Source organism: Pantoea sp. BRR-3P (assembly GCF_039621635.1).
GTDB classification, from domain to species: Bacteria; Pseudomonadota; Gammaproteobacteria; order Enterobacterales; family Enterobacteriaceae; genus Pantoea; species Pantoea floridensis.
Window position 1 is genome coordinate 485,576 of the sequence record NZ_CP155067.1, and the last position, 23,998, is coordinate 509,573.

Below are 23,998 nucleotides of genomic sequence, written 5' to 3' on the forward strand. Positions count from 1 at the left end.
CCTACGAAAACCCGGCGATATCCAGATAGGGTCACCATTCATGGTGACCGATTCACGCTTAACTGACGAGCATTACGCCGCAAAGGCGCGTTTATATTTTATCGCGGATCAATCAAGTCCACCACCATTGACAAGATTTCGTCCATGATGTGCGGTTCAACATTAGCGGCAAAATTCGCTTTACGCGCCATGAGATCCAGAGAGCGAAGCTGGTAGCACAACGCAACACCGGTAATATTACCGCTGTCCGTGCTATTGCCATCCAGATAGACCGTAACTGCCTGCGAGCGTGAGGCGGCTCCGCCACTGGTTACCGGAACGCAAACGGCTGTCCCTAGCGCGGCGACGAGTTCCCGCCGGGAAATCACCAGATAATAATGCGGCCCTTTAAACTCCCTGCCTTCAACGGGATCGCCGTTGACGTGCCAGATTTCACCCAACTGCGGAACTCTACGCGATATCATCAAATAGCCTCCTTGCCTTGTGGTTTATCCTGCAAATCATCACTTACTGCTTCGTTAAACTGGCGAATCTCATCCTGATCAATACCAGCTAACAGTTGATCCAAGGTTTTTCTGCCGCGCGCGACTCGGTTTACAGGTTTAATATTGATCGACTCATCCGTTGCAGTGACATCCAGCTCCATTCCCACATGCCATCCTGCTTTAGCCGCAATATCACTGGGAATTGTCAGCACGACGGCTCCGCCTTGCTGACGCAATTTGGTTAACGCCATATATCCTCCAAAGTGTAACTTTGTCACACAGAGCTTATCATTGAGTGAGATAAAGTCACACTTTGTTTTTTGAGATTAGTTCCCTTTTTACCGCGGCGGAATAAACGCCTGCACCGGCGTCAATTCGCCACGGTATTTCCGCACCTGCACCACGGTGATTTGTCCGCTGCAGCCTTGTGTCAGAGACGATGTGCCGATATCCAGCGTGAGCACATTGGGATTACCATGGCGGCACAGCGGACGCAGCGCGGTAGGATCAACCGGATCGTACCAGGCGCCGGTAGGCAATTGTACTACGCCGCGCAGGATGGTTTCAGTCAGGCGCGCGCTCGCCAGCACGTGACCTCGCTCGTTGTAGAGCTCAATAATCTCGCCATCGCGAATACCTAATGACGCCGCATCGGCCGGATGCAAACTGCACACCTCACGTCCATCGCGCTTACTACTCAAGCTGTAATCCCCAAAATCCAACTGGCTGTGCAAACGCGTCGCCGGCTGATTGGCGATAAGCCAGAACGGATGATCGGGATTCGGTTGTTGCTGCGGTTCGCGCCACACCGGATGACCAGGGCAGTTTTCATAGTTAAAGCTGGCGATAGTGGCTGAGAAGATCTCAATTTTACCGCTCGGGGTAGGCAGCGGCGCGGCATCAGGATCGGCGCGGAACGCATTGATCATGCGGCCACCGTCTTTCAGCTGCGGTAATTCCAGCACGCCTTGCTGCCAGAACTGATCAAAGCCAGGAATCTCGACCTGATGCGCCGCCAGTTTTTGCTGCAGCTGGGCATAATGATGCTTAAGCCAGCCGCGCGTATCACGTCCTTCGGTAAAGACCTCTTCACGGCCTAAACGGCGTGCCAGTTCGGTGAAAATCGCATAATCGTCTTTCGCTTCGCCAAAGGGTTCTGCCACCGGCTGCATCGCAAACAGATGACGATCGGTAGGCGCGCCGCCAATATCTTCGCGCTCAAGCGTCATGGTGGCCGGCAGCACGATGTCTGCATGACGAGCGCTAGCAGTCCAGGCAATTTCATGCACGATTAGCGTATCCAGCTGGCAAAAGGCCTGACGCAGCCGTGCCAAATCCTGATGATGATGGAACGGATTGCCGCCCGCCCAATACGCCAGACGAATATGCGGATAGGTTAAGCGACGGCCGTTGTAATCAAACTTTTTGCCGGGATTGAGCAGCATATCAGCGATACGCGCCACCGGAATCAGGCGATCGATGCCATTTTTACCCTGCGGCAGCGCGGGAAAACTCACCAGATTATGATGCTTACCATAATGTCCTAGCGCGCCAAGCGCATAGGTATAACCGCCGCCTGGCAGGCCCGGCTGACCGAGTGCTGCCGCTAATACTAATCCCAGCCACACCGGCTGTTCGCCATGTTCGGCGCGCTGTAACGCGTGCGCCACCGTCACCAACACGCGTTTGCCGTAAAGCTGGCGCGCAAAATCACCTATGAATGCGGCGCTGACACCGCAAATCTCTGCTGCCCATGCGGCGTCACGCGGCGTGCCATCTTCTTCACCGCGAATATAGGCCGCCATTTCTGGCCAACCCACGGTATAACGAGCGAGGAAAGCTTCATCCGTCAGCTGTTCGGCGATCAATACCGATAACACGCCGAGGATAAAGGCGGCGTCGGTGCCCGGTCGCAGCGCCAGCCATTCGCCCTTCGCCTCATCCGGTAGATCGCTTTTCAGCGGGCTTATCGAAATGAAACGCGTGCCGCGCCGCGCCGCCTGTTGTATAAAACCACGTTCGGTATGTTCGCTTAAGCCGCCGCTGGCAACCTGCGAGTTCTTCAGCGCCAGGCCGCCAAACGCCAGCACGATTTCGCTATGCTGAGCAATCTCTTCCCAACTGACGCCGCGACGTGCAATTTCATTCATGTCGCCGACGATATGCGGCAACAATACTGACGCGGAACCGGAGCTGTAGCTGTTCACCGAACGCACGTAACCGCCAAGCGTGGTGTTCAGGAAGCGGTGCACCTGGCTTTGCGCATGGTGAAAACGCCCGGCGCTCGACCAGCCGTACGAGCCGCCGAATATGCCTTCAGGACCGTAATTGTCGCCGACGCGTTGCAGTTCACGCGCCACTAATGCATAAGCCTCGTCCCAGCTCACCGCCACATAGTCGTCGTTACCGCGCCGATCGTCCGGGCCGGGGCCGTTCTCCAGCCAGCCGCGCCGTATCATTGGCCGGGAAACGCGCGCCGGGTGGTTTAAGGCCGTACGGAAATTTTGCAGTAGCGGGCTGGGATCGGGATCGCCCTTAAAAGGTTCAATTGTGAGCTGGTCGCCCTGCTGCTGGGCATGAAAAGCGCCCCAGTGGGCGCTGTGCATTACCGGTTTTTGCGTCATTTTTTTTCCTTAATGCTCTTCAGCTCAATGCATACTGGTCGCCATAAATGGCGCCCCTACCACAAACCGGTGCGGATGTTGTAGGGTGCGCATTAATGCGCACCTGGGCGTGGCTGAGCGGCATTAAATCTCGTCCTGGCATTAAAAAAGAAAAACGGTGCCTAAAGCACCGTTGCAATAAAGTTTCTTACGCGCCCGTTTTCCGGGTCATCGAGCACTTGCTGGGTTGGCCCTGCCGCCACAATGTTGCCGCTTTCCATAAAGACAATGTTGTCGGCGACCTCGCGGGCAAAGCCTATTTCATGCGTGACGACCACCATGGTGATGCCCGAGTGTGCCAGCTGTTTAATCACCTGCAAGACTTCGCCAACCAATTCCGGATCGAGTGCCGAAGTGGGCTCATCAAACAGCATGACGCCAGGGTCCATCGCCAGCGCACGCGCAATCGCTACGCGTTGCTGCTGGCCACCAGAAAGATTCTGCGGCCACTCATCTTCGCGTCCAGACAGCCCCACCTGCTTCAACAGCGCTAGCGCTTTGTTGGTTGCCTGCTGACGGCTCTGCTTTTTCACTCGCATCGGCGCGTCGATGATGTTTTGCAACACGGTGCGGTGCGGAAACAGGTTGAACTGCTGGAACACCATGCCGATTTCGGCACGCTGACGCGCAACCTCACCGCTACTTAACTCGTGCAGCGCCTGGCCTTTCTGCTTATAGCCAATGATCTCGCCACCAATGCGAATGGTGCCACCATCGAGTTTTTCCAGATGGTTGATGCAGCGTAATAGCGTAGATTTCCCCGACCCGGAAGGCCCGAGGATCACCGTTACCGAACCGGCAGGAATATCCAGGTTCACGGCATCAAGAATGGTGACGCCAGAGAAGCGCTTAGTGACTTTCCGTAAGGCGATCGCTTCACCCATTGCTGACGCTCCTTTCTGCTTTCGCCGCCGAGAAACCCGGCAGCGATTTCAACAGACTGCGTTTTTCCCGACGCGTGACGCCACGTCCAAAATAGCGCTCTACATAGAACTGCCCCACTGACAACACCGAGGTCATCAGCAAATACCACAGCGTTGCCACCAGCAGTAGCGGGATCACTTCATACGTACGCTGATAGATGATCTGCGCCGAAAATAGCACGTCCTGCAGTGAGATCACCGAGACCACCGCGGTGGTTTTCAGCTGGCCAATAATTTCGTTACCGGCAGGCGGCATGATGGCGCGCATCGCCTGCGGCAGAATCGTGTGACGGAAAATTTGCGACGGGCGATAACCCAGCGCACGCGCGGCTTCCAGCTGGCCGTTGCCGACACTCTGAATACCAGCACGCACAATCTCTGCGGCATAAGCGGATTGGTGCATCACCAGCGCGATCACCGCAGCGCTAAACGGGCTTACCAGCGCGTTCGATTGGGTACTCCAGATTTCACCAAGGCCGGGAATGGATAGTGCGATGGTGGGATAGAGCGCGGCGATGTTGTACCACAGGAACAGCTGCACCAGCATCGGCACGCCGCGGAAGAACCAGGTATAAAACCAGCTCACGCCCACCAGCACCGGATTAGAGGAGAGGCGCATCAGCGCCAGCACCGTACCAAAGGCAAAACCCAGCACCACGGAAATCGCGGTGAGCTGCAGCGTCATCAGGACGCCTTGCAGGATCGATTCGCCGGTAAAGTTCTCCGCAATCACGCTCCACTCGAAGCGTGGATTGTTGATCATCGAGTGCGCCATCGCCACCACGCACAACAGCACCACCAGCGCACTCAGCCAGCGTCCGTAGTAACGTTTGCCGACGATTTTCAGATCGTCGGTGTGGTGGTGAATATCACTCATTGAAAGATTTCCTGATTACGTTTGGCTTGTTTAACCGCACCAAATCCAATGCCCCAGGTATCGAGGATCTTGTTGTAGCTGCCATCTTTGATCAGCGAGTTCAGTGCCGCCTGTACGGCAGGCTCCAGCGGAGAATCTTTCTGGAAGGCGACAGAAACTGGCGCATCGTGGACGGTGATTTCACCGCTCATGGTCAATGGTTTAATGACTTTAACCTGCCACAGCAGACCTTCGTACGGACCGAGGAACATCGGTACACGACCACTCACCACCGCTTGTACGCCCGCAGGACGATCCGGGAACACCGAAACTTTAATGGGTTTTTTACCCGCGGCTTCACAGGCTTTGCTGGCGTCTTCAAGGCGCGTGACCTGGGTGGTGCCGGAACCCGCACCGACTTCTTTACCGCAAACATCGGAAAGGTCTTTGAACGGCGCAACGTTGGCATCTTTACGCGAGATAATGCCCAGGCGGCTGGCATCGTAATAACCGACAAAGTCGATAATTTTGGCGCGCGCCGGCGTGGCGTTGATGTTGGAAAGAGCCACATCATAACGACCGGTTTTCAAACCTGGGATAATGTTGTCGAAACCGCCGGTGTCGCGCCACTGAACCTGGATTCCCAGACGCTCGCCCACGGCATTCATGATATCAATTTCACGCCCGGCCAGCGTTTTGTTGTCTTCTTTATAGAAGGTGGTTGGCGGGGTATTGGGGTTGGTTCCTGCCACAATATAGCCGCGCTTAACCACATCCGCCGGTAGCAGGCTTTTCAGCGCAGGATCGGCCTGCACATGGATTGAGCTATCGGTTGGGACGGATTGATCGGCGGCGAACGCGGTGTGTGCACTCAGAGCGAGCGCAAAAAGAGTCATGCCTTTTGCGAGTTTCACTGGAACCTTTCTCCTGATTTATAAAATGTTTCCCCACAGGGAAAAGGCGTTGAGGTAGCGATGGTTTTTTCTTCTGATTCACCTTGCGTCAAGGCGCACAGTGGTTCGAATTTTCATCCTCATTACGTCCCAAGGACATTCTCATTGAAGATATGCAACGATCACAAATGCGAAAAAAACATATCTATTGCCGAATTGTGGCAATAGCAGGGTGCGCGTTTTTACAAGACTATTTCCGTGCCCTTAACGGCGCGGCTTAACATGCAAAATTCAGATTCTGCCACCGAATCAAAGGCCTGCTAATGCCGCATCGTTTGACCATTTTCGTCTTAGACATAACGGATTTATCTAACGGATAGCTCGCCTGCCCGCCACTCGCCGCGTTGTCAGTCTTATGTAAATGTTTGTCATGCTGGATTACAATGCGAACCATTATCATTATCATGCGCATTTGCTTACAATTGTTAATGAAACAGGGAGAAGATCTAAGTGAATGTAACCATGCGTGGCAAAAAGCGTCCGGTGGCGCTTTTTTTAGCGGGAGTGCTAACGTCGCCTGCAATTGCAGCAGAATCCACGGAAAAGCTTGCAGACGACGAATCGATGATTGTCACTGCTGAACAGGAGCTTAAACAACAGCCAGGCGTCTCCACCATCACGGCAGAAGACATCAAGAAAAATCCCCCGGTTAACGATCTATCCGACATCATTCGCAAAATGCCAGGTGTGAATCTCACCGGTAACGGTGCCAGCGGCAGCCGCGGTAATAACCGCCAGATCGATATTCGCGGCATGGGCCCGGAAAACACCTTGATTCTCATCGATGGCGTGCCCGTCTCTTCACGCAACTCTGTGCGTTATAGCTGGCGCGGTGAGCGTGATTCACGCGGTGACACCAACTGGGTGCCCGCAGATATGGTGGAGCGTATTGAAGTTATCCGCGGCCCTGCCGCTGCGCGCTACGGTTCGGGCGCAGCGGGCGGCGTGGTGAATATCATCACCAAGCGCCCCACCAACGACTGGCATGGCTCACTGTCGCTGTATACCAACCAGCCTGAAAACAGCAAAGAAGGCGACACGCGCCGCGCCAACTTCAATCTTAGCGGCCCGCTGGCGGGTGATGCGTTGACGATGCGGCTGTACGGCAATATCAACCGCACCGACGCCGACGCGTTTGATATCAATACCGCTGAAAATGGTTCTTACGCGGCGGGACGTGAAGGCGTGCGCAATAAAGACATCAATACCGTGCTCTCCTGGAAAATGACGCCGCTGCAAATCATCGATTTCACTTACGGCTACAGCCGTCAGGGCAATATTTACGCCGGCGATACGCAAAACAGTAATAGTAACGCCAGCACCGATGGCCTGGTTGAATCCCTGTACGGTGATGAAACCAACCGCATGTATCGTCAGAGTTACGGCATAGCGCATAACGGAATCTGGGATTGGGGAACCTCAAAACTCAATTTTAACTACGAGAAGACCAATAACACGCGTCTGCAGGAAGGCACCGCTGGCCGTACTGAAGGGATGATCAATAGCAACACTTACGCCACCAGTCGTTTGGAAAGCTATCGCGCTGGCGGTGAAATCAACTTCCCGATGCAGCTGTTGGTGGATCAAACCGTGACCTTAGGCGCAGAGTGGAACCGCGATGAGCTCAACGATCCGGCTTCGATGTTATCGGCCAGCGCACCGGGCGTGAACCTGCCGGGCAGTTCAGGCGATCCGTCGCAGCGCAGCAGTAAAAACAGCGCCACCATTAGTTCGCTCTATTTCGAGGACAACATTGCCGCAACCGATACCACCGAGGTGATCCCAGGGCTGCGCTTTGATTATCACGATCAGTTTGGTGCCAACTGGAGTCCGAGCCTGAACGTCTCGCAAGGACTGGGTGATTACTTCACGTTGAAAGCCGGTATTGCGCGCGTGTTTAAAGCGCCAAATCTTTATCAATCTACCCCCGGATACTTGCTCTCGACCCGTGGCAACGGCTGCCCAATTGGGCTTAGCCAATGTTATCTGATGGGCAATAAAGACCTTGATGCGGAAACCAGCGTCAATAAAGAGATTGGCCTCGAGTTCAGTCATGAAGGCTATGTAGCGGGCATCACCTGGTTCCGCAACGACTACAAGAACAAGATTATCTCCGGCACCGAGCCGATCTACTCCAGTTCTAACCCGACCTATAACGTGCTGCGCTGGGAGAATGGTGGCAAAGCGATTGTGGAAGGACTGGAAGGTAATCTGACCATTCCTTTAATTGCCGACACGTTAGAATGGCGCTCGAACGCGACTTATATGTTCCGTTCGGAAAGTAAGAAAACCGGCAATCCGCTATCGGTGATCCCTGAGTTCACCATTAACTCGCAGCTGGAGTGGCAGGCGACCGACGATCTCAGCGCCAATATTAACTGGACGCAGTATGGGCGTCAGAAACCGCGTCAACATGCTGAGACAGTGATTGATGTCAGCAATATGACGTCGAAAGAGATCAGCCCTTATTCGGTGGTGGGTCTCAATCTCAATTACGACGTCACGAAAAACCTGCGGGCAAATGCCGGTATCAATAACCTGTTTGATAAGCGCATTTACCGTGAGAACTCAGGAGCTTCGACTTACAACGAACCGGGCCGGGCGTATTATGCAGGCGTGACCCTGTCGTTTTGATTCAGCGGGTTTAGGTCGCCATCAATGGCGTAATGCTGGTCAGTTAAGCGTGAATCGGTCACCATGAATGGTGGCCCTACGTGGATATAGCCAGGTTTTCGTAGGGTGCGCATTGATGCGCACCGGGACGATTCACATCAGCGAAAGAAATCCCGCAACGCCTCCGCCAGCGCCTGCGGTTGCTCATCCGGGATGAAGTGACCACAGTGCTCAATCTTGATTCCCGAAACGTTTGCCGCGAATTCCCCTAACGGCAACGCCATATCGGGAATCGATCCCTGATCGGCACTGACCGCCAGCAACGGCAGTGCTAATTTGCCCTTATCCCGCAGCAGATGGCGATTTTGCGTCGCCGATACTGTCACTTCACGATACGCCGCCATACCTGCCCGAATTGCCCCAGTTTGTTGTAACAGCCGCTTATATTCCGCCATATCTTCCTCACCAAACACCATTGGACTGGCCGCTTTGCGCTTGAGGAACCATTCAAGATAAATCTCTTCTCGTCCTTCGATAAGGGCTTCAGGGAGATCGGGCAGCAGATGAAAAGCGAAGTGCCAGGTTTTCCATGCTTTGTCCGGTGTGGCAGGTAGCGCCTCTGGCAAGGTCACACCTGGAATGCCGGCATCCAGCAGCGCCATTTTGATCACCTGCGCGCCAAATAGCGAGGCGTAGGGCCAGGCAACCCAGGCACCCACATCATGCGCGGCAAGATAATAACGCTCATGATTCAGCTGCTGCATTAAGCCCTGGACTTTCTCCGCCAGCGAAGTGGTATCGTAGCCGTTGATTGGCTTATCGGAATCACCCTGACCGGGGAGATCGGGAGCGACAATAAAGTAGCGATCGCCCAGTAGCGCCATCACGTGACGCCAGGCGAACCAGCTTTGTGGGAAACCTGCCAGCAGCAATAACGTATCACCCTCGACATTACCGCCACTCACATAGTGCAGCCGCACGCCGTCAACGGTGGCGTAATGATGGGAAAATCCGTCGAGTTGCGCAAAGGGCTGCGCCCAACCTGGCGCTGGTTTCATGATGGATGCTGACATGTTCTTCTCCAAGTTTAGGAAGCATTCATTTCCGATTTAAACGAAATTAGGAAATGATCGATTTCTAAATACTACCTGACGAACGCCGCGATGGGTAATCCTAAAATAATCCGCGCTTTTTTACCTAATTGTCAGCGGGTCGACATAATGGGTACCGCTTCATCACAGGTTATTTGCTACTCTGTGCGCGACTATTTCATAACAATTGTGAAACCTATGCGAACATCGGATTTGTTGCGACTGTTGCTGCTGGCGGCAATTTGGGGTGCCAGTTTCCTTTTTATGCGCATTGCCGTACCGGCACTCGGCGCGGTAAATACGGCCTTTTTGCGGGTATTTTGCGGCATGTTGGGGTTGTTAATCATCATGGCCATTATGCGTATTCCAAAACGCTTTGAAGGAAAATTGGGATGGGCGATGCTGCTGGGCGTTATCAACTCTGCCATTCCTTTTCTGATGTATTGCATGGCGGCGCACGTCTTACCTGCCGGTTACTCAGCAATACTCAACGCCACCACGCCGTTAATGGGCGTGGTGATCGGCGCCGCCTTCTTTGACGAAAAATTCACCCTGAGCAAAATTCTCGGCATGATTGCTGGGTTTGCCGGCATTATCCTTATCAGTACTACCGGGGAATCTCATCTCACGAGTGCACTCGTGCTGGGGATAGTGGCCTGTCTGGTGGCAACCGCGTGCTATGGGTTTGCTGGTTTTCTGACCAAACGCTGGATTGGCGCTCGCGGCGGGCTTGATGCCACCAAAGTGGCATTTGGCAGCCAGCTGGGCGCATCGCTTTTCTTGCTGCCTTTCTTTGCCTTTAGCGCCCCGCAGACACCTGCCGCGAGCTGGCAGCTCCCTGAGGTATGGGCCTGCGTGCTGGCTATCGGTTTCCTCTGCACCGCCCTCGCTTACATTATCTATTTCCGTCTGTTAGCCGATATCGGCCCTCTGCGCACGCTGACGGTCACCTTCATGATTCCGCCTTTTGGCATATTGTGGGGTTGGCTGGTGCTGGGCGAGCAGATTAATCAGGGCTTTATCGGCGGCTCGTTGCTGATTATCTGCGCGGTGTGGTTGGTGACGAGCAACGGATTCAGCAAGCGCCCTGCGGTTAACACCGTGGTAAATAAGTAATCACGCCTTTTTTCCGCCGGGCTTCAGCGATCGATTGAGATCCTGAATGCGTTTCATGGTTTTGACCGTGCGCGCTGAGGTCGCTGAAGCCACCGAAAGAATCAGCATTTCCAGACATACCAACACCGTGCCGTGCAGCGGCATGCGGCCATTCTCACCGCCGCGCGGCACGTTAATCATCACATCCGCCTCTTTGGCAAACGCCGAATCAATTGCGTTGGTGAGCAAAATGACCGGCATGCCGAGCCGCTTTGCCTCTTTAAGCGCGGTGATGCCTTCCCGGTGCGCCGATTTCTGCGCCATCATGATCAGCACATCGCCGCGTTGCAGCGTAATTAACTGTTCTGCTAATGCAATTCCGGATCGGTTGAGGGTAACGGCAGGAATGCCAATGCGGGTGAATAAGCGCGCGCTGTAATCCGCCAGAATCCCCGATGCATTAATACCAAAGAGCGCCACCTGACGTGCTTCAATCAGCAGCGTCACCGCTTGTGCCACCGCCTGGCGATTGTGCGGTTCGGAAAGTGCATCACACGCACGCTTATGGCCACCCAACACAAAATCGATGCCGGAGTTGATATCACACGACAATTCGTTCACGGTCGCGCTCATCTTCTCTTCGGAGTTCATTGCTGGACCAAACCAAGCTTTGAGGGTGGTTTTGAGATCGCGCAATCCGGCAAAGCCCAGCGCCTGAACGGCACGCACCACCGTTGCATCAGAAGTTTGCGTCGCATCGGCAATTTCCATCGCTGTAGCATCTACTATTGCCTCACGATTATCGTGGATATATTGCGCCACGGTTTGCAGACTTAATGATAAGGTTGGCGACCGCAGGCGATAACGTTCCCCTAATACATCCACACGGTTTTTAATTTTATTCGTACTCATCTGTTTAAACTCACCATCCTGCGATTCATTTGTTGTACGCCTGTAGTAAATAAGTGGTTTTAAACTGGCCATTTTGACCTTATCGGTCTGCCACAACCTCAGCAACAACGCCTGATTTTAAAAAAACAACACTCTGTAAAATAACACTTTTATTATGAAAATGGTGCTATTAACAGCCAGGAAAGCCGGCCTCGACCTGCTGTAGTATCTGCACTTTTATTTCCATTTACTACTACATTTTTTCATGTTTGAATGATTCTCAATTGCATTACATTGGCTGTTTAACGCCGCACGACATTACGCAAAATTAACCACTCGCTTCGATTCACGGATGAATATTAATCCCGTAATAACACCAGGTTTAATTACATGAATAATAATCTGCCCTGCGCTTTTAAATCAAAACGCCATCCCGCGATCCTTGCGGCGATTTATGGTGCCACCCTTTGGGGTTCGGCCAGCAGTTTTGCGGCCGAGGAAAACACTACGCTGACGGTATCGGCCGATGAAACCGCTGCGCAAGGCTATAACGCCACTAGCAGCTCGGTAGGGAGTAAAACGCCAACGCCTCGCATAAACCAAGCGCAGTCGGTGAGCGTGGTGACGCAGCAACAGCTTGAAGATTATCAAGCATCCAGCCTTGCCGATGCGATGCGCTTCGTCAGCGGCGTGACCGAAGGCAACACGCTGGCGGGTACCGAAGATGGTTTTGTACGGCGTGGTTTTGGCAGTAATTCAGATGGCTCGATCTACCGCGACGGCGTTCGCAGCAGCCAGGGCCTGAATTTTGATGCCACGACCGAGCGCGTAGAAGTATTGAAAGGCTCAGCCTCGCTGCTGTATGGCATTCAGAATCCGGGCGGCGTCATCAATGTTATCAGCAAGAAGCCGCAATATGAGTGGCACACCAAAGTGAGCGGTAAGACCTCCAGTGAAGGCGGCGGCGCAGGCACCGTTGATGTCACCGGACCGCTTGGCAACGGCTTCGCCTTCCGTCTAATTGCGGAAAAACAAAATCAGGATTACTGGCGTAATTTTGGCAGTGACAAGCACACGCTCATTGCGCCCTCACTTCAATGGTTTGGCGAACAAGCCAGTTTCCTCATCAGCTATGAGGATTATCAATATGACATCCCCTACGACCGTGGCACGGCGTTTATTAACGGCAAACCTGTTGATATCGGTTACAAGGATCGTCTTGATGACAAAGCCAACCACGCGTGGGGCCACAACAAAACGCTCAACGCCCATTACGACTGGCAATTTAATGATGAGTGGAGTACCCGCGTTACGCTCGGTTGGAACCAGCGCCAGTACGACAACAACGAAGTGCGCGTTACCGCAATCAATCCCACCACCGGCGTGGTGACGCGTCGCGCCGATGCTAACCGCGGCTTTAACCATAAAACCAAATACGTATCGTGGGATCTGATCGGGTCACAACACGTGTTCGGCATGACGCACGATATCGTGCTGGGCACCGATTACGAGATGATCCAAACCTACCGCGCACATCAGTTCCAGGGCAAAGCCAACAGCGCATTTAACCTGAACGATCCGCAGTACGATATTTTATCACCCATCACCAATAGCACGACGGAAAACAGCGCCAATGCCAATAACCTGAACCGCACGCATAGCCGCTCGCTGTATGCCAAAGACAGTATCAGCCTGACGGAGAACTGGATTGCGGTGCTTGGCGGACGCTACCAGCATTATGAACAACGCGCCTCGAAAGGCTTCGATCCGGTGGTGCAAACCCTGGATAGCGAAGGCAATAAATTCCTGCCGCAGGTCGGTTTGATATACAAAATAACACCAGACGTTTCACTCTACTCCAGCGTCAGCAAATCCTTTACGCCCTCCACCGATGTGGATGATGATGGCAATGTGGGCAAACCGGAACAGGGCACAACCTGGGAAGTGGGCAGCAAATGGCAGATTTCACCGAAGCTTTTTGCCAGCGTAGCGCTGTATCGCATCAACGAGCGAGACATGTCGCTCTCCATAAATGGCACCACACGCGCCATTAATAAAGCCCGCTCCAGCGGGGCGGAATTTGAGTTAAATGGCGAAGTATTACCGGGCTGGGATCTCAGCGCCAATTACAGTTACGACAAAGCAGAAATCGTTGATGACGGCGTAAACGCAGCCAACAACGGTAATCGGCTGCAGAATGCACCCCGCCATTCTGGCGCGCTCTATCTGAGCCATAATTTGGCCATCTCCGGCATTCCGGGCGACTTCCGCGTTGGCGGCGGCGCGCGTTATGTTGGCAGCCGTGCAGGCGATCCGGAAAATAGTTTCACCATGCCGGATTACGTCGTCGCGGACAGCTTTATCGCCTGGAATAACTCACTATTTGGCGAAAAAACGCAGTTGAAACTGAATCTGAATAATCTGTTTAACAAGCACTATTACACCTCCAGCGGCGGTAACTTACGCGTGCGTGAGGGCGAAACCCGCAACCTGATGCTCGAGGCCAGCGTTGAATTCTGATTCCGTACGTCTATCAGGCGCATTGCGTGCGCCTTCCCTCCTCGGCGCGATCCTGTTGATGCTAGCGCTTAGCAGCGCTGCATGGGCGAAAAGCATCACCGACATTGACGGTAATCGCGTTGAAATTCCCGATCATCCACAACGCATTGTGTTAGGCGAAAGCCGCATGCTGTATACGCTAGCGCTGCTGGAGCCGGGCGATCCTTTTCAGCATATCGTGGCGTGGCCGCAGGATCTGAAGAAATACGACAGCCAGACCTGGAACAGTTTTGCGCGCCAGTTTCCACAGATGTTGAAGATCCCGTCGCTGGGTTCTGGCGGCCCGAATGCAATGAATCCCGAGCAAATTCTGGCGCTGAAGCCCGACGTGGTGATCTTGCCAAGCCTGGCGCGCTACGATGATGCCGATCTGCGTTTGGTGAGCATGCTAAAAGCAGCGCATATTCCGGTGGTGAAAATCGATCTGCGCGTGCATCTGCTGAAAAATACGCGCCGCAGCGTGGAGATCTTCGGTGAAGTACTGAATCAACAAGCGCGAGCGCAGGCATTTAACCGCTTCTACGACGCACATATGCAGGTTATCCGCCAGCGCTTAGCCCGCTATCAGGGCGCAAAACCCTCGGTACTATTGCAACTGCATCTCGGCCGACGCAACGAATGCTGCGTAACCGCCATTAACGGCAGCCTGGGCGAATTACTGAATGCGGCGGGCGGCGCTAACATTGCCAGCAAAACCCAGCATGGCGTTTTCGGACGTCTTAGTGAAGAAAGCGTGATTGCCGCTCAGCCTGATTTCTACTTCGCCACGGGCTTCGGCGATAACGCATCGCAGGGTTTGCTCAAGCTCGGTCCTGAAGTAGCGCCAGCCGCGGTGCTCACCAGTTTTAAACAGCTCACCGCGCAGCAAAACGGTTTACGCGAGTTGCATGCGCTGCGCAATGGACACGCCGCAGCGATCTGGATGAACTTCTATCTAAGTCCCTGGCACATTGCCGCCACGGAGTTTATGGCAAAAACCCTCTATCCCCAGTTATTTACTGACGTTGATCCGGAGAAAACGCTGCAGCAGATATTTCATGATTTTCTGCCCATCCCTTATAGCGGCACCTATTTTAAGGTCATCAGTGCCACGGAGACTAAATAATCGCTGTCGCTGCGCTTGTGATTAATCGGAACATCGCTAATCTTAAATTTGCAGCACGGGCATGGCGTCGAAGAAGTTATTTCCGCCATGCAACAACAACTCATGAGAGGATGTTTTATGGCTGAGCATAGAGGCGGTTCCGGTAATTTCGCTGACGATAAAAAGAAAGCGTCTGATGCCGGTAAAAAAGGCGGAGAGAAAAGCGGCGGTAGTTTCAAAGACGACCCTGCAAAAGCCTCCGAAGCTGGTAAGAAAGGCGGTAAGAAGTAGCTATTACAGCTGCAAGTAGTATGCAGCTTGCTGGAACCTCGCCCGGGCATGGACGCCCGTTGTCGTCCCCTCTCAAGCATTAAACTTCCCCCGACAAATATTGTTAATAACCTGACTTAACTGCTAACAATTTGCAGCGCGCCCTAATGCCGATTTGTCTTAATAAATTTGATTGTTCATTTTTTAACGTGACAAATATCACATTTATGCCAGGCTTAATTTATTCACATCATGCGACATGGAGATATATATGACTGTGCAAACCACTAATAAGACCTTAATTACTGAAGAGTATCCGGTTCCGCCATTTAAAAAACAGCAGCAACCGATGCCTGGTTTAGCAAGCAAAATGGATCCCCGTCCAGATCATGGTGAAACCAGTTATCGCGGCAGCGGTAAACTTACCGGACGTAAGGCGCTGATCACCGGCGGTGATTCCGGTATTGGCCGTGCCGTCGCTATCGCTTATGCCCGAGAAGGGGCTGATGTGGCGATCAACTATCTGCCCGAAGAGGAATCCGATGCCGCTGAAGTTGTACAGCTGATTGAAGCAGAAGGCCGTAAGGCGGTGGCGATTCCGGGTGATATTCGTTCTGAAAAATTTTGTCAGGAGCTGGTAAAACAGGCTGCTGAACAGCTTGGCGGGCTGGATATTCTGGTTAACAACGCGGGTCGCCAACAGTTTAATGAGTCAATCCGTACCCTTTCCACCGAAGATTTTGATGCGACGTTCAAAACCAACGTCTACGCGATGTTCTGGATCACCAAAGCGGCGCTGGAATATTTGCCTGCAGGATCTTCCATCATCAATACCTCCTCGGTTCAGGCTTACCAACCGAGCGCGATTTTGCTGGATTATGCCCAGACCAAAGCCTCAATCGTTGCCTTTACTAAAGCGCTGGCGCAACAGCTGGGCAAAGATAAAATCCGCGTCAACGCGGTCGCCCCGGGTCCATACTGGACTGCGCTGCAGGTTTGCGGCGGCCAGCCGCAAGAGAAAGTTGAGAAATTTGGTGAGTCGGCACCGCTGGGTCGTCCTGGACAACCGGCTGAAATCGCCCCGCTGTATGTGACCTTTGCGCAGGTGAATAACAGCTTCACCTCCGGACAAGTGTGGTGCTCGGATGGTGGTACCGGTACGTTATAACGTCTGCAGCGTTTGATACGCCCTACGACATCAATGACGGTCGCCTTTATGGCGACCGTTTTGTTGCTAATAGCCGTGCGGGAAACACGTCGCGTAACCATTCGATAAACACCCGCAGGCGCTGCGTAAGATGCCGATTTTGCGGATAAACGACGTGAAATGGGTATCTTGCCGGTTGCCATGCGGCAAGTATCTCGACTAAGCGTCCCGCTTCCAGATCGGCTGCTGCCGCATAGCGGAAGGTCTGAATAATCCCCAATCCCGCCACCGCCGTTGCCAGATGTGCATTGCTTTCATTCACACCAATGCGATGTGCAGCCTTGATTTCCAACACGTCCTCATCACGCGCAAAGCGAAACGGAAACGCCCGGCCACTTTGTGGCGATAAATAGCTGACCAGCCGATGACCGTTGCGTAACTCCTGCGGATAAGCCGGCACGCCATACGTTTTCAGATACGCGGGCGCGGCGCAGGTGATGAGCTCAGCATCGCCCAAATGTCGCGCCACCAGCGAAGAATCACTCAGCGGACCGCCACGAATGACGCAATCGACATTGCCACTGATTAAATCTACTGCACGGTCTGAGACGCCAAGATCCAGGCGGATTTCCGGATAGCGTGCGATAAAATCCGGCAACAAAGGAATTAATACATCGCGCGCGGTGGATCCGCCAATATCGATACGCAAATAGCCGCTGGGTTTAACGCTTTCCGCGTTGAAAGAGTGGTCGATATCTTCCAAATCACGCACGATGCGCAGCGCCTTTTCGTAATAGTCGCGCCCTTCGGGCGTCACCGTAACGCGTCGCGTGGTGCGCTGCAGCAGACGAATGCCAAGATGCGCTTCCAGCTCCTGCACCAGCTTGCTGAGCGTGGCGTTGGGCATATCCAGTGAATCTGCCGCACGGGTAAAATTGCCTGCTTCTACTACGCGTGCAAACGCGCGTATTGCCATTAACTGATCCACGCCGTTTTCCTCAAGCCCGCATTATCCACCTACAGAAATAGTCCTTTCGATTTTACACCATTTATCACCAAACCCAGCAGGAATAGAGTGCTTCTCATGCACTGCAACGCAGTCATCTCAACCCCATTACATTTGGAGAAGTACACATGAATACGCTTAACGGTAAAATCGCACTGGTAACCGGCGGCACCACGGGTATCGGTTTAGCATCAGCGCAAGAGTTAGCGGCACAAGGCGCCCGCGTATTTATCACCGGACGTCGTCAGGCGGAGCTTGATGCGGCGGTGGCCCGCATCGGTGCCAGCGCCACCGGCATTCGCGCTGATGCTTCACTGCTGAGCGACCTCGATAATGTGTATGCAGAAATCGCCCAACAGGCGGGGCGGCTGGATATACTTTTTGCCAACGCGGGCGGCGGCGATATGTTGCCGCTCGGTGCCATCACCGAAGAGCATTTTGACCGCATTTTTGGCACCAACGTTCGCGGCGTACTGTTCACGGTGCAAAAGGCGCTGCCGCTGCTCAGCGACCACGCCTCGGTGATCCTCACCTCCTCCACCACTTCGGTTCAGGGCACTGCCGGTTTCAGCGTCTACAGCGCCAGTAAAGCGGCAGTGCGCAACTTTGCCCGCTCATGGGCGCTGGACGTGAAAGACCGCGGCATTCGCGTTAACGTTGTCAGCCCAGGACCGGTGCGCACGCCAGGCTTAGGTGGCTTGGTAAGCGAAGAGCAGCGTCAGGGATTGTTTGATGCGCTAGCGGCGCAGGTGCCGTTGGGTCGCCTGGGGGAAGCGGAAGAGATCGGCAAAGTGGTGGCGTTTTTGGCGTCTGATGCATCCAGCTTTATCAATGCCGCCGAACTGTTTGTCGATGGCGGTATGGCGCAGGTGTGATAGCGCAAGGTAGGTATGACTGGGCTAGTGCCGATCGTTGATATCGCCCGTTTTTCGTAGGGTGCGCATTCATGCGCACCTGCATAAACTGGCCTTGCTTTGCAGCCTTCAGGCCGCGCAGGGATCGGCTTCCACATACAAATAACCGATACCCAGCACCTGACGCGCGCGATCTAACTGGCCAAAATGCACATTTGTGCCTTTGCTTTTCAGCGCATCGCGCGGATCGAAAGGATTGAAATCAATCTGCTGCACGATGCTGTGCAGCCAATTTTCACCGAAAGTACAGCTACGTCCATATAACCAAATCTGGTTAATATTCAGCGTATTGAGAAAATTATACAAGCTCATGCCGATCGCCTCTGCTGCACGCTGCGCCCACGCCACGATCCACGGCTCGCCCGCTTGCCACGCGGCCAGCAACTGCTTGCTCGAGGGCTGCGCTGCCTGCGGTGCTCGCTGATGAGCAGCCTGTTTTAACGCGCTAAGGGACGCTACCGTTTCCAGACAACCCTGGCGTCCGCAGCTGCAGCGTAAGCCGTTGGGCGCAATAATGGTGTGGCCGATCTGGCCACTGCCATAAAGATTGCCGCGAAAGATTTCACCGTTAATCACGAAGGACGATCCAATACCGTAATCGACGTTGATGACGCAGAACTCACTCAACGCGTTGCGATTGAGCCACTTTTCAGCCAGCGCCAGCATCACGCAGTCGTTATCGACGCGGACTTCAACGCCAAGCTTCTCCTCCAGCAGAAATTTCATCTGCAGCGGCGTCTTCCACGCGGCCTGCGGCATATGCTGTGATACGCCAGTCACCGGATCGACCTGGCCATGTACCGCCAACGCCAGATTAATGCGCCGCTTCGGCCACTGTTTACAGGTTTGCCGCCATACCGCTTCAATCTCATTGAGTAGTGCTTCCGGCGTCTCAGCGTTGATCGTGGTTTGCTGATAGTCGCCTTGCGGCACGAGCTGCGCATCAGCCAGCTGCCGTTCAATACTGGTTGGCTTCACGCACAAACACAGCGTCCACGGCCCTTCGGAAGGCAGTTGAAAACTGCCGTTGCTGTTGCCACGGGTGCTCATCACAGCATGGGAATGCTGAAGTTTTCCCTCATCCAGCAGCGCCTGCAAAATTTTACTGGCAGCGGGGATCGTCAATCCACTGAGCTGGGCCAGCTGCGATTTGCTGAGCTGTTTATGGCGCCACATCAGGTCAATAAACACGGCCTTATTGTGTTTGCGTACGTGAAAATTGTTCAGTCCAACCGGCTTCATTTTCTCTCCCTGCATCCACAGCAGACGCGTTTACTAAACAGCGTTTACTATCTTTTGTGATGGTCTCACCATCCTGCTTGCACCCATTGCTCTAGAGTTCGTGCTCATCCCAATAACAAAAAATCATCATGACCTCTCAAGAGAAAAATTAAAATGACAACATCACCTGCAAACCATCCGTGGCTGCTCCGCCTCGGCATTCCACCCGCGCTGGCATGGGGCTACGTCGCTGTGCTGCTGTTTATGATTGGCGACGGCGTCGAATCGAACTATCTGGCTCCTTACCTGCATGAAAATGGCTTTTCGCTCAACATCGCGGCGGCGGTGATCGCTTTCTACGGCGTGACCGTTACCCTGGGTTCATGGCTGGCCGGTTCACTCTCCACCTTAATTGGTCCGCGCAAAGTGATGCTGGCGGGCGGTTTGATTTGGATTGTGTTCGAAGTCCTGTTTCTGGCCATTGCGCTCCCTTCACACAGCGTACTGCTGCTGGCGCTAACTTACGGCCTGCGCGGCGTGGCTTATCCGATGTTTGCCTATGCTTTTCTGGTGTGGATTCAGGCCGCCGCCCCCGCGGAGATGCGCGGCTCAGCAACCGGTTGGTTCTGGCTGGCGTTTACCGGCGGCTTGCCGACGCTGGGTTCGCTGGTGGCAATCTTCTCGATCAGATGGGTTGGCGAATATGCCACCTTCTGGCTGTCGCTGGGGCTGGTGGCGCTGGGTATGTTGGTGATGCTCGTCGCGCTAAAAGAGCGCAGCGGATATCAATCGCTGCTGGATGAAAAGCATCGTCAGCAGGGCACCGCCCGAACGCTGATGGGCGGCATTGATATTCTGTGGCGTGAACCACGCATTGCCGCCGCCGCCGTGGTCCGCATCATTAACACCACGCCCTACTTTGGTTTCTTTATTTTCCTGCCGGGCTTTTTCACCGAGCAAATCGGTTTTACACAAACCGAATACCTCAGCCTGATCACGATCATGGGCCTGGTTGGCATGAGTTTTAACCCGATCGTCGGCAAAATCAGCGATCGCATCGGCTGGCGTAAGGTATTGACGGTATTTGGCGGACTCGGCTCCGGTATTTCAATGCTGCTCATGTACTTCGTGCCGCAATGGAGCCACGGTAGCTTTGTGCTCAGCGTGATTTGCGCCTGTTTATATGGCATCACCTTGTGTGGCTATGTCCCTGCCGCAGCACTGTTTTCTTCACTGTGTCAGCCAAAAGATAAAGGCAATGCGATGGCGATCTACTGCTTCGCCGCCGGACTTTCGACCTTCTTTGGCCCGGCACTCTATGGCGCCTTCAACGCACTCTTCGGCACCTCGGGCGTGGTTTGGGGATATGCCGCGCTGTACCTGGTGAGCGCGATGGTTTCGTGGTGCTTCCTGCTTAGCCCGCTCGATCCCGGCGAGCAGCACAATCCCGAGGCGCAGCGCCTGCGTCGTTTTGATTCTGTCGCTTCAGAGTAAAGAGAAAAACATGAAAGAGTTTGATTACATTGTGGTGGGCGGCGGCAGCGCTGGCTGTATCGTCGCCGCCAGATTGGTCAGGGAGGGCAACGCGCGCGTGCTGCTGCTGGAAGCCGGGCGCGATGAATATCATCCGGTATTAAAAATGCCGGCGGGTTACATGAAGTTCCTCGCCAGCGACAAGTTCCTGACGATGCATCAAACCGAGCCGCAAGCCCAGCTGAACGGACGCGGTGTGATTGTGCCGCAGGCGAAGGTGCTGGGCGGAGGATCGACGGTGAATGCCATGGTGTATATGCGCGGCCATCGTCAGGATTATGCCGACTGGAATCACGCGCTGGGCAATCAGGGGATTGACTGGTCGTGGGAGGCGCTGCTGCCCCACTTCACCGCTATCGAAGATAACGATCATCTTGGCGCCCCCGATCATGGCGTTGGCGGCCCAATGAAAGTGTCACATCTGGGTCACTTCAGCCCGCTCAGTCGCGCGTACGTCAAAACCATGCAGGGCCTGGGCATCCCTTACACGCCGGATTTCAACACCGGCAATCCGTTTGGCGTCGGGTTCATGCAGCACACCATCAATGGACAAACGCGACAGCGTTGCAGCGTGGTAGATGCCTTTATCAACCCGCTGCGCCAGGACACACGCTTAACGATTGCCACCGGCGCGCAGGTGGAGGAGATCCTGTTTGAGGGCGCGAATGCCACCGGCGTCCGCTACACGATGGAGGGGCATCCGCAGCGTGCCAGCGCCTGCAAAGAGGTCATACTCGCCGCTGGCGCCTACCAAACGCCGAAACTCCTGATGCTCTCCGGGATTGGCCCACAGGATCAGCTGAAAAAGCACGGCATCACGCTACGTCATCATCTGCCCGGCGTTGGTAAGAACTTGCAGGATCACTATGAAGTGCCGGTGGTCGCCAGCACCAAAGGTGCGTTTGGCTATTACGGTCAGGATCGCGGCTGGCCAATGATCAAAGCGGGTTTGCAGTACATGCTGTTTAAAACCGGCCCGGTCACCACCACCGGCGTCGAAACCTGTGCCTTCTTTGATCCGCTCGATTTTAGCGCCACGCCCACCATCCAAATGTTCTGCGTGCCCACGGTATATCTCGATCGCGATGTGATGGGCGCCGACCCTGGCCACGGCGTCACCGTTAATTCGCTGCTGCTGCGCCCCAAAGCCACCGGCGAAGTCACGCTGCGCGACGGTAGCGCCAGCAGCTTGCCGATCATTGATACGCAAATATTTGGTCACCCGGATGATTTGGCTCGCACCATTGCCGGCTTCCGCTTCGCGCGGCAGGTGATTGCCGCAACGCCTATCAGCGAGATGGTGCAGCAGGAAATTTTCCCCGGTGCAGAAATCACCTCCGATGCAACTATCGTCGAGCACTGTAAACGCATGGTGAAAACCGGCTATCACCCGGTGGGCACCTGCCGCATGGGGCACGCGAACGATCCGCTAGCGGTGCTAAGCGACGATCTGCGGGTGCGCGGGGTCAATCGCCTGCGCGTGGTGGATGCCTCAATGATGCCTAACATCGTTAGCGGCAATACCAATGCCATCGTGATGGCTGTCGCGCACCGCGCCGCAGAACTGCTGATGCAAACACAGGATTTCGTACAGAAGGAGACAGCCGATGAGTGAAAAGTTGACGCGGCTGCAGCGGGCGCTGGCCGATTGGCAGCTGGATGCGGTGCTGCTCACCCGGCGCGATAACATCGCCTGGCTGACGGAAGGTGCCAGCTATTACGTTGTTGAACGCGCCGAAACCGGCGTCGCCAGCCTGCTGGTAACCCCGCATAAGGTGCTGCTGCTCGCACCCGAAAATGAGATGCCGCGCATTCTCGCCGAAGAGCCGCTGCCGTTTGCCTGCGAAACGCAAAGCTATCCCTGGTTTCAGTCGCTAAATAGCGTGCTGCCGCCCGGTAAACTTGGCAGCGATACGCCGCTTGCCGAGACAATCGATATTCAGCAGCAGATGGTCGTGCTGCGTCAGGGGCTGAACAGCAGCGAACAGCAAAGATTTCGCACGCTCGGACGCGAAGCCGCGCAGATTGTTGAGGATGTGGCGCGCCAGCTGCGTGCCGGCGTAACGGAATGGCAGGTGGAAGCGCAGATCGTTGCGGCTTGCCTGGCGCGTGGCATTCGCCCGATGTGCACCTTAGTGGCGGCCGATGAGCGTATCGCCGCATTTAAACATCCGGTGCCCACTGCGAAAATAGTGCGGCACCAGCTGCTGATTACGCTGGGCGCTGAGCGCCATGGCCTGCACGTTAGCCTGACGCGCCTGGTGCATATCGGTGAACCAGCGCCCGCGCTGCGCCAGCGCCTTCAAACCTTGAGCCAGATCCATGCCGATATTCTCTGTGCAACCCAGCCTGGCCGCAGTTGGTCTGCGGTGTTCAACGCCATACAAAATGCTTATCAGCAGCAGGGTCAGGGCGGTGCCTGGCGCGATCATCATCAGGGCGGCCCGGCCGGTTATGGCTGTCGCGACGAGATCGTAACGTCCGAGTCGCAAGGCGAAGTACGGCTCAATACAGCGCTCGCGTGGAATCCCACGCTCAGCGGCGTAAAAAGTGAAGACACCTTTTTATTGACCTCCGAGGGCTGCGAGGCACTGACGCGTACCGCAAACTGGCCGCTTATTAGCGTGCGACGTGGCGCCAGCCTACTGCACTTCGCCGACTGGCTGGTGTTACCGGCATCTTCATAAGGAAGCG

20 protein-coding genes are annotated in these 23,998 nt (G+C 54.6%); 10 read left to right on the plus strand and 10 right to left on the minus strand.

The features are described 5' to 3' along the window. Positions 1-98: 98 nt before the first annotated feature. The 6 genes from AAGR08_RS21815 to AAGR08_RS21840 all read right to left on the minus strand — a co-directional run bounded on the left by AAGR08_RS21815 (position 99) and on the right by AAGR08_RS21840 (position 5,841). Positions 99-464, minus strand: a complete 366-nt coding sequence (locus AAGR08_RS21815; RefSeq protein WP_345830132.1) for a type II toxin-antitoxin system PemK/MazF family toxin — start codon at positions 462-464, stop codon at positions 99-101. Beyond that, positions 464-736 carry an AbrB/MazE/SpoVT family DNA-binding domain-containing protein gene (locus AAGR08_RS21820; RefSeq protein WP_345830134.1) on the minus strand — a complete coding sequence of 91 codons (273 nt, stop codon included), beginning with the start codon at positions 734-736 and terminating at the stop codon, positions 464-466. The genes AAGR08_RS21815 and AAGR08_RS21820 overlap by 1 nt, the downstream gene beginning before the upstream one ends. A gap of 87 nt (positions 737-823) precedes the next feature. Continuing rightward, entirely contained in the window at positions 824-3,109 is a 2,286-nt protein-coding gene (locus AAGR08_RS21825) for a molybdopterin-dependent oxidoreductase (RefSeq protein WP_345830136.1), read from the minus strand. Between the two features lie 161 nt (positions 3,110-3,270). Then, positions 3,271-4,032 carry an amino acid ABC transporter ATP-binding protein gene (locus tag AAGR08_RS21830; protein ID WP_345830138.1) on the minus strand — a complete coding sequence of 254 codons (762 nt, stop codon included), beginning with the start codon at positions 4,030-4,032 and terminating at the stop codon, positions 3,271-3,273. Continuing rightward, on the minus strand, positions 4,025-4,948 hold the full coding sequence (locus AAGR08_RS21835) for an amino acid ABC transporter permease (protein ID WP_097097740.1): 924 nt from the start codon (positions 4,946-4,948) through the stop codon (positions 4,025-4,027). Before AAGR08_RS21835 ends, AAGR08_RS21830 begins: the two co-directional genes overlap by 8 nt. Next, positions 4,945-5,841: an ABC transporter substrate-binding protein gene (locus AAGR08_RS21840; RefSeq protein ID WP_345830140.1), complete on the minus strand. Its 897-nt coding sequence runs from the start codon at positions 5,839-5,841 to the stop codon at positions 4,945-4,947. The genes AAGR08_RS21835 and AAGR08_RS21840 overlap by 4 nt, the downstream gene beginning before the upstream one ends. A gap of 501 nt (positions 5,842-6,342) precedes the next feature. On the opposite strand from AAGR08_RS21840, the gene AAGR08_RS21845 reads away from it, so the two are divergent. Continuing rightward, complete coding sequence (locus tag AAGR08_RS21845) at positions 6,343-8,514, plus strand: TonB-dependent siderophore receptor (RefSeq protein ID WP_345830822.1); 2,172 nt, start codon at positions 6,343-6,345, stop codon at positions 8,512-8,514. Between the two features lie 137 nt (positions 8,515-8,651). Here AAGR08_RS21845 and AAGR08_RS21850 read toward each other — a convergent pair whose 3' ends face one another. After that, a complete protein-coding gene (locus AAGR08_RS21850) occupies positions 8,652-9,566 on the minus strand; it encodes an alpha/beta hydrolase (protein ID WP_345830142.1) in 915 nt (304 codons plus the stop codon). Positions 9,567-9,782: 216 nt separating this feature from the next. Here AAGR08_RS21850 and AAGR08_RS21855 point away from each other — a divergent pair, with 216 nt between their 5' ends. Next, a complete protein-coding gene (locus tag AAGR08_RS21855; protein ID WP_345830143.1) occupies positions 9,783-10,700 on the plus strand; it encodes a DMT family transporter in 918 nt (305 codons plus the stop codon). Here the strand turns inward: AAGR08_RS21855 and AAGR08_RS21860 are convergent, their stop codons facing one another. Beyond that, complete coding sequence (locus AAGR08_RS21860; RefSeq protein WP_345830144.1) at positions 10,701-11,591, minus strand: MurR/RpiR family transcriptional regulator; 891 nt, start codon at positions 11,589-11,591, stop codon at positions 10,701-10,703. A gap of 369 nt (positions 11,592-11,960) precedes the next feature. Between AAGR08_RS21860 and AAGR08_RS21865 the strand changes: the two genes are divergently transcribed. The 4 genes from AAGR08_RS21865 to AAGR08_RS21880 all read left to right on the plus strand — a co-directional run bounded on the left by AAGR08_RS21865 (position 11,961) and on the right by AAGR08_RS21880 (position 16,651). Further along, complete coding sequence (locus AAGR08_RS21865; RefSeq protein WP_345830145.1) at positions 11,961-14,090, plus strand: TonB-dependent siderophore receptor; 2,130 nt, start codon at positions 11,961-11,963, stop codon at positions 14,088-14,090. A 58-nt stretch (positions 14,091-14,148) separates the two neighbouring features. After that, positions 14,149-15,234 carry an ABC transporter substrate-binding protein gene (locus AAGR08_RS21870; RefSeq protein ID WP_345830823.1) on the plus strand — a complete coding sequence of 362 codons (1,086 nt, stop codon included), beginning with the start codon at positions 14,149-14,151 and terminating at the stop codon, positions 15,232-15,234. 117 nt (positions 15,235-15,351) lie between these two features. Continuing rightward, positions 15,352-15,504 (plus strand): KGG domain-containing protein, encoded by a 153-nt coding sequence (locus tag AAGR08_RS21875; protein WP_008110189.1) that lies wholly within the window; start codon positions 15,352-15,354, stop codon positions 15,502-15,504. A gap of 250 nt (positions 15,505-15,754) precedes the next feature. Beyond that, on the plus strand, positions 15,755-16,651 hold the full coding sequence (locus AAGR08_RS21880; RefSeq protein ID WP_097097732.1) for an SDR family oxidoreductase: 897 nt from the start codon (positions 15,755-15,757) through the stop codon (positions 16,649-16,651). A gap of 46 nt (positions 16,652-16,697) precedes the next feature. On the opposite strand, the gene AAGR08_RS21885 is transcribed toward AAGR08_RS21880, so the two are convergent. Continuing rightward, positions 16,698-17,618, minus strand: coding sequence for a LysR family transcriptional regulator (locus tag AAGR08_RS21885; RefSeq protein WP_345830147.1), 921 nt, complete (start codon positions 17,616-17,618; stop codon positions 16,698-16,700). Between the two features lie 146 nt (positions 17,619-17,764). Between AAGR08_RS21885 and AAGR08_RS21890 the strand changes: the two genes are divergently transcribed. Next, positions 17,765-18,511, plus strand: coding sequence for an SDR family oxidoreductase (locus tag AAGR08_RS21890; RefSeq protein WP_345830148.1), 747 nt, complete (start codon positions 17,765-17,767; stop codon positions 18,509-18,511). A gap of 108 nt (positions 18,512-18,619) precedes the next feature. Here AAGR08_RS21890 and AAGR08_RS21895 read toward each other — a convergent pair whose 3' ends face one another. After that, complete coding sequence (locus tag AAGR08_RS21895) at positions 18,620-19,792, minus strand: ROK family protein (protein WP_345830149.1); 1,173 nt, start codon at positions 19,790-19,792, stop codon at positions 18,620-18,622. Between the two features lie 153 nt (positions 19,793-19,945). Between AAGR08_RS21895 and AAGR08_RS21900 the strand changes: the two genes are divergently transcribed. The 3 genes from AAGR08_RS21900 to AAGR08_RS21910 are packed head-to-tail and all read left to right on the plus strand — an operon-like array spanning position 19,946 to position 23,991. Beyond that, entirely contained in the window at positions 19,946-21,265 is a 1,320-nt protein-coding gene (locus tag AAGR08_RS21900) for an MFS transporter (RefSeq protein WP_345830150.1), read from the plus strand. Positions 21,266-21,275: 10 nt separating this feature from the next. Then, entirely contained in the window at positions 21,276-22,919 is a 1,644-nt protein-coding gene (locus AAGR08_RS21905; protein WP_345830152.1) for a GMC family oxidoreductase, read from the plus strand. Further along, positions 22,912-23,991 carry a M24 family metallopeptidase gene (locus tag AAGR08_RS21910; RefSeq protein WP_345830154.1) on the plus strand — a complete coding sequence of 360 codons (1,080 nt, stop codon included), beginning with the start codon at positions 22,912-22,914 and terminating at the stop codon, positions 23,989-23,991. The genes AAGR08_RS21905 and AAGR08_RS21910 overlap by 8 nt, the downstream gene beginning before the upstream one ends. Positions 23,992-23,998: the final 7 nt, after the last annotated feature.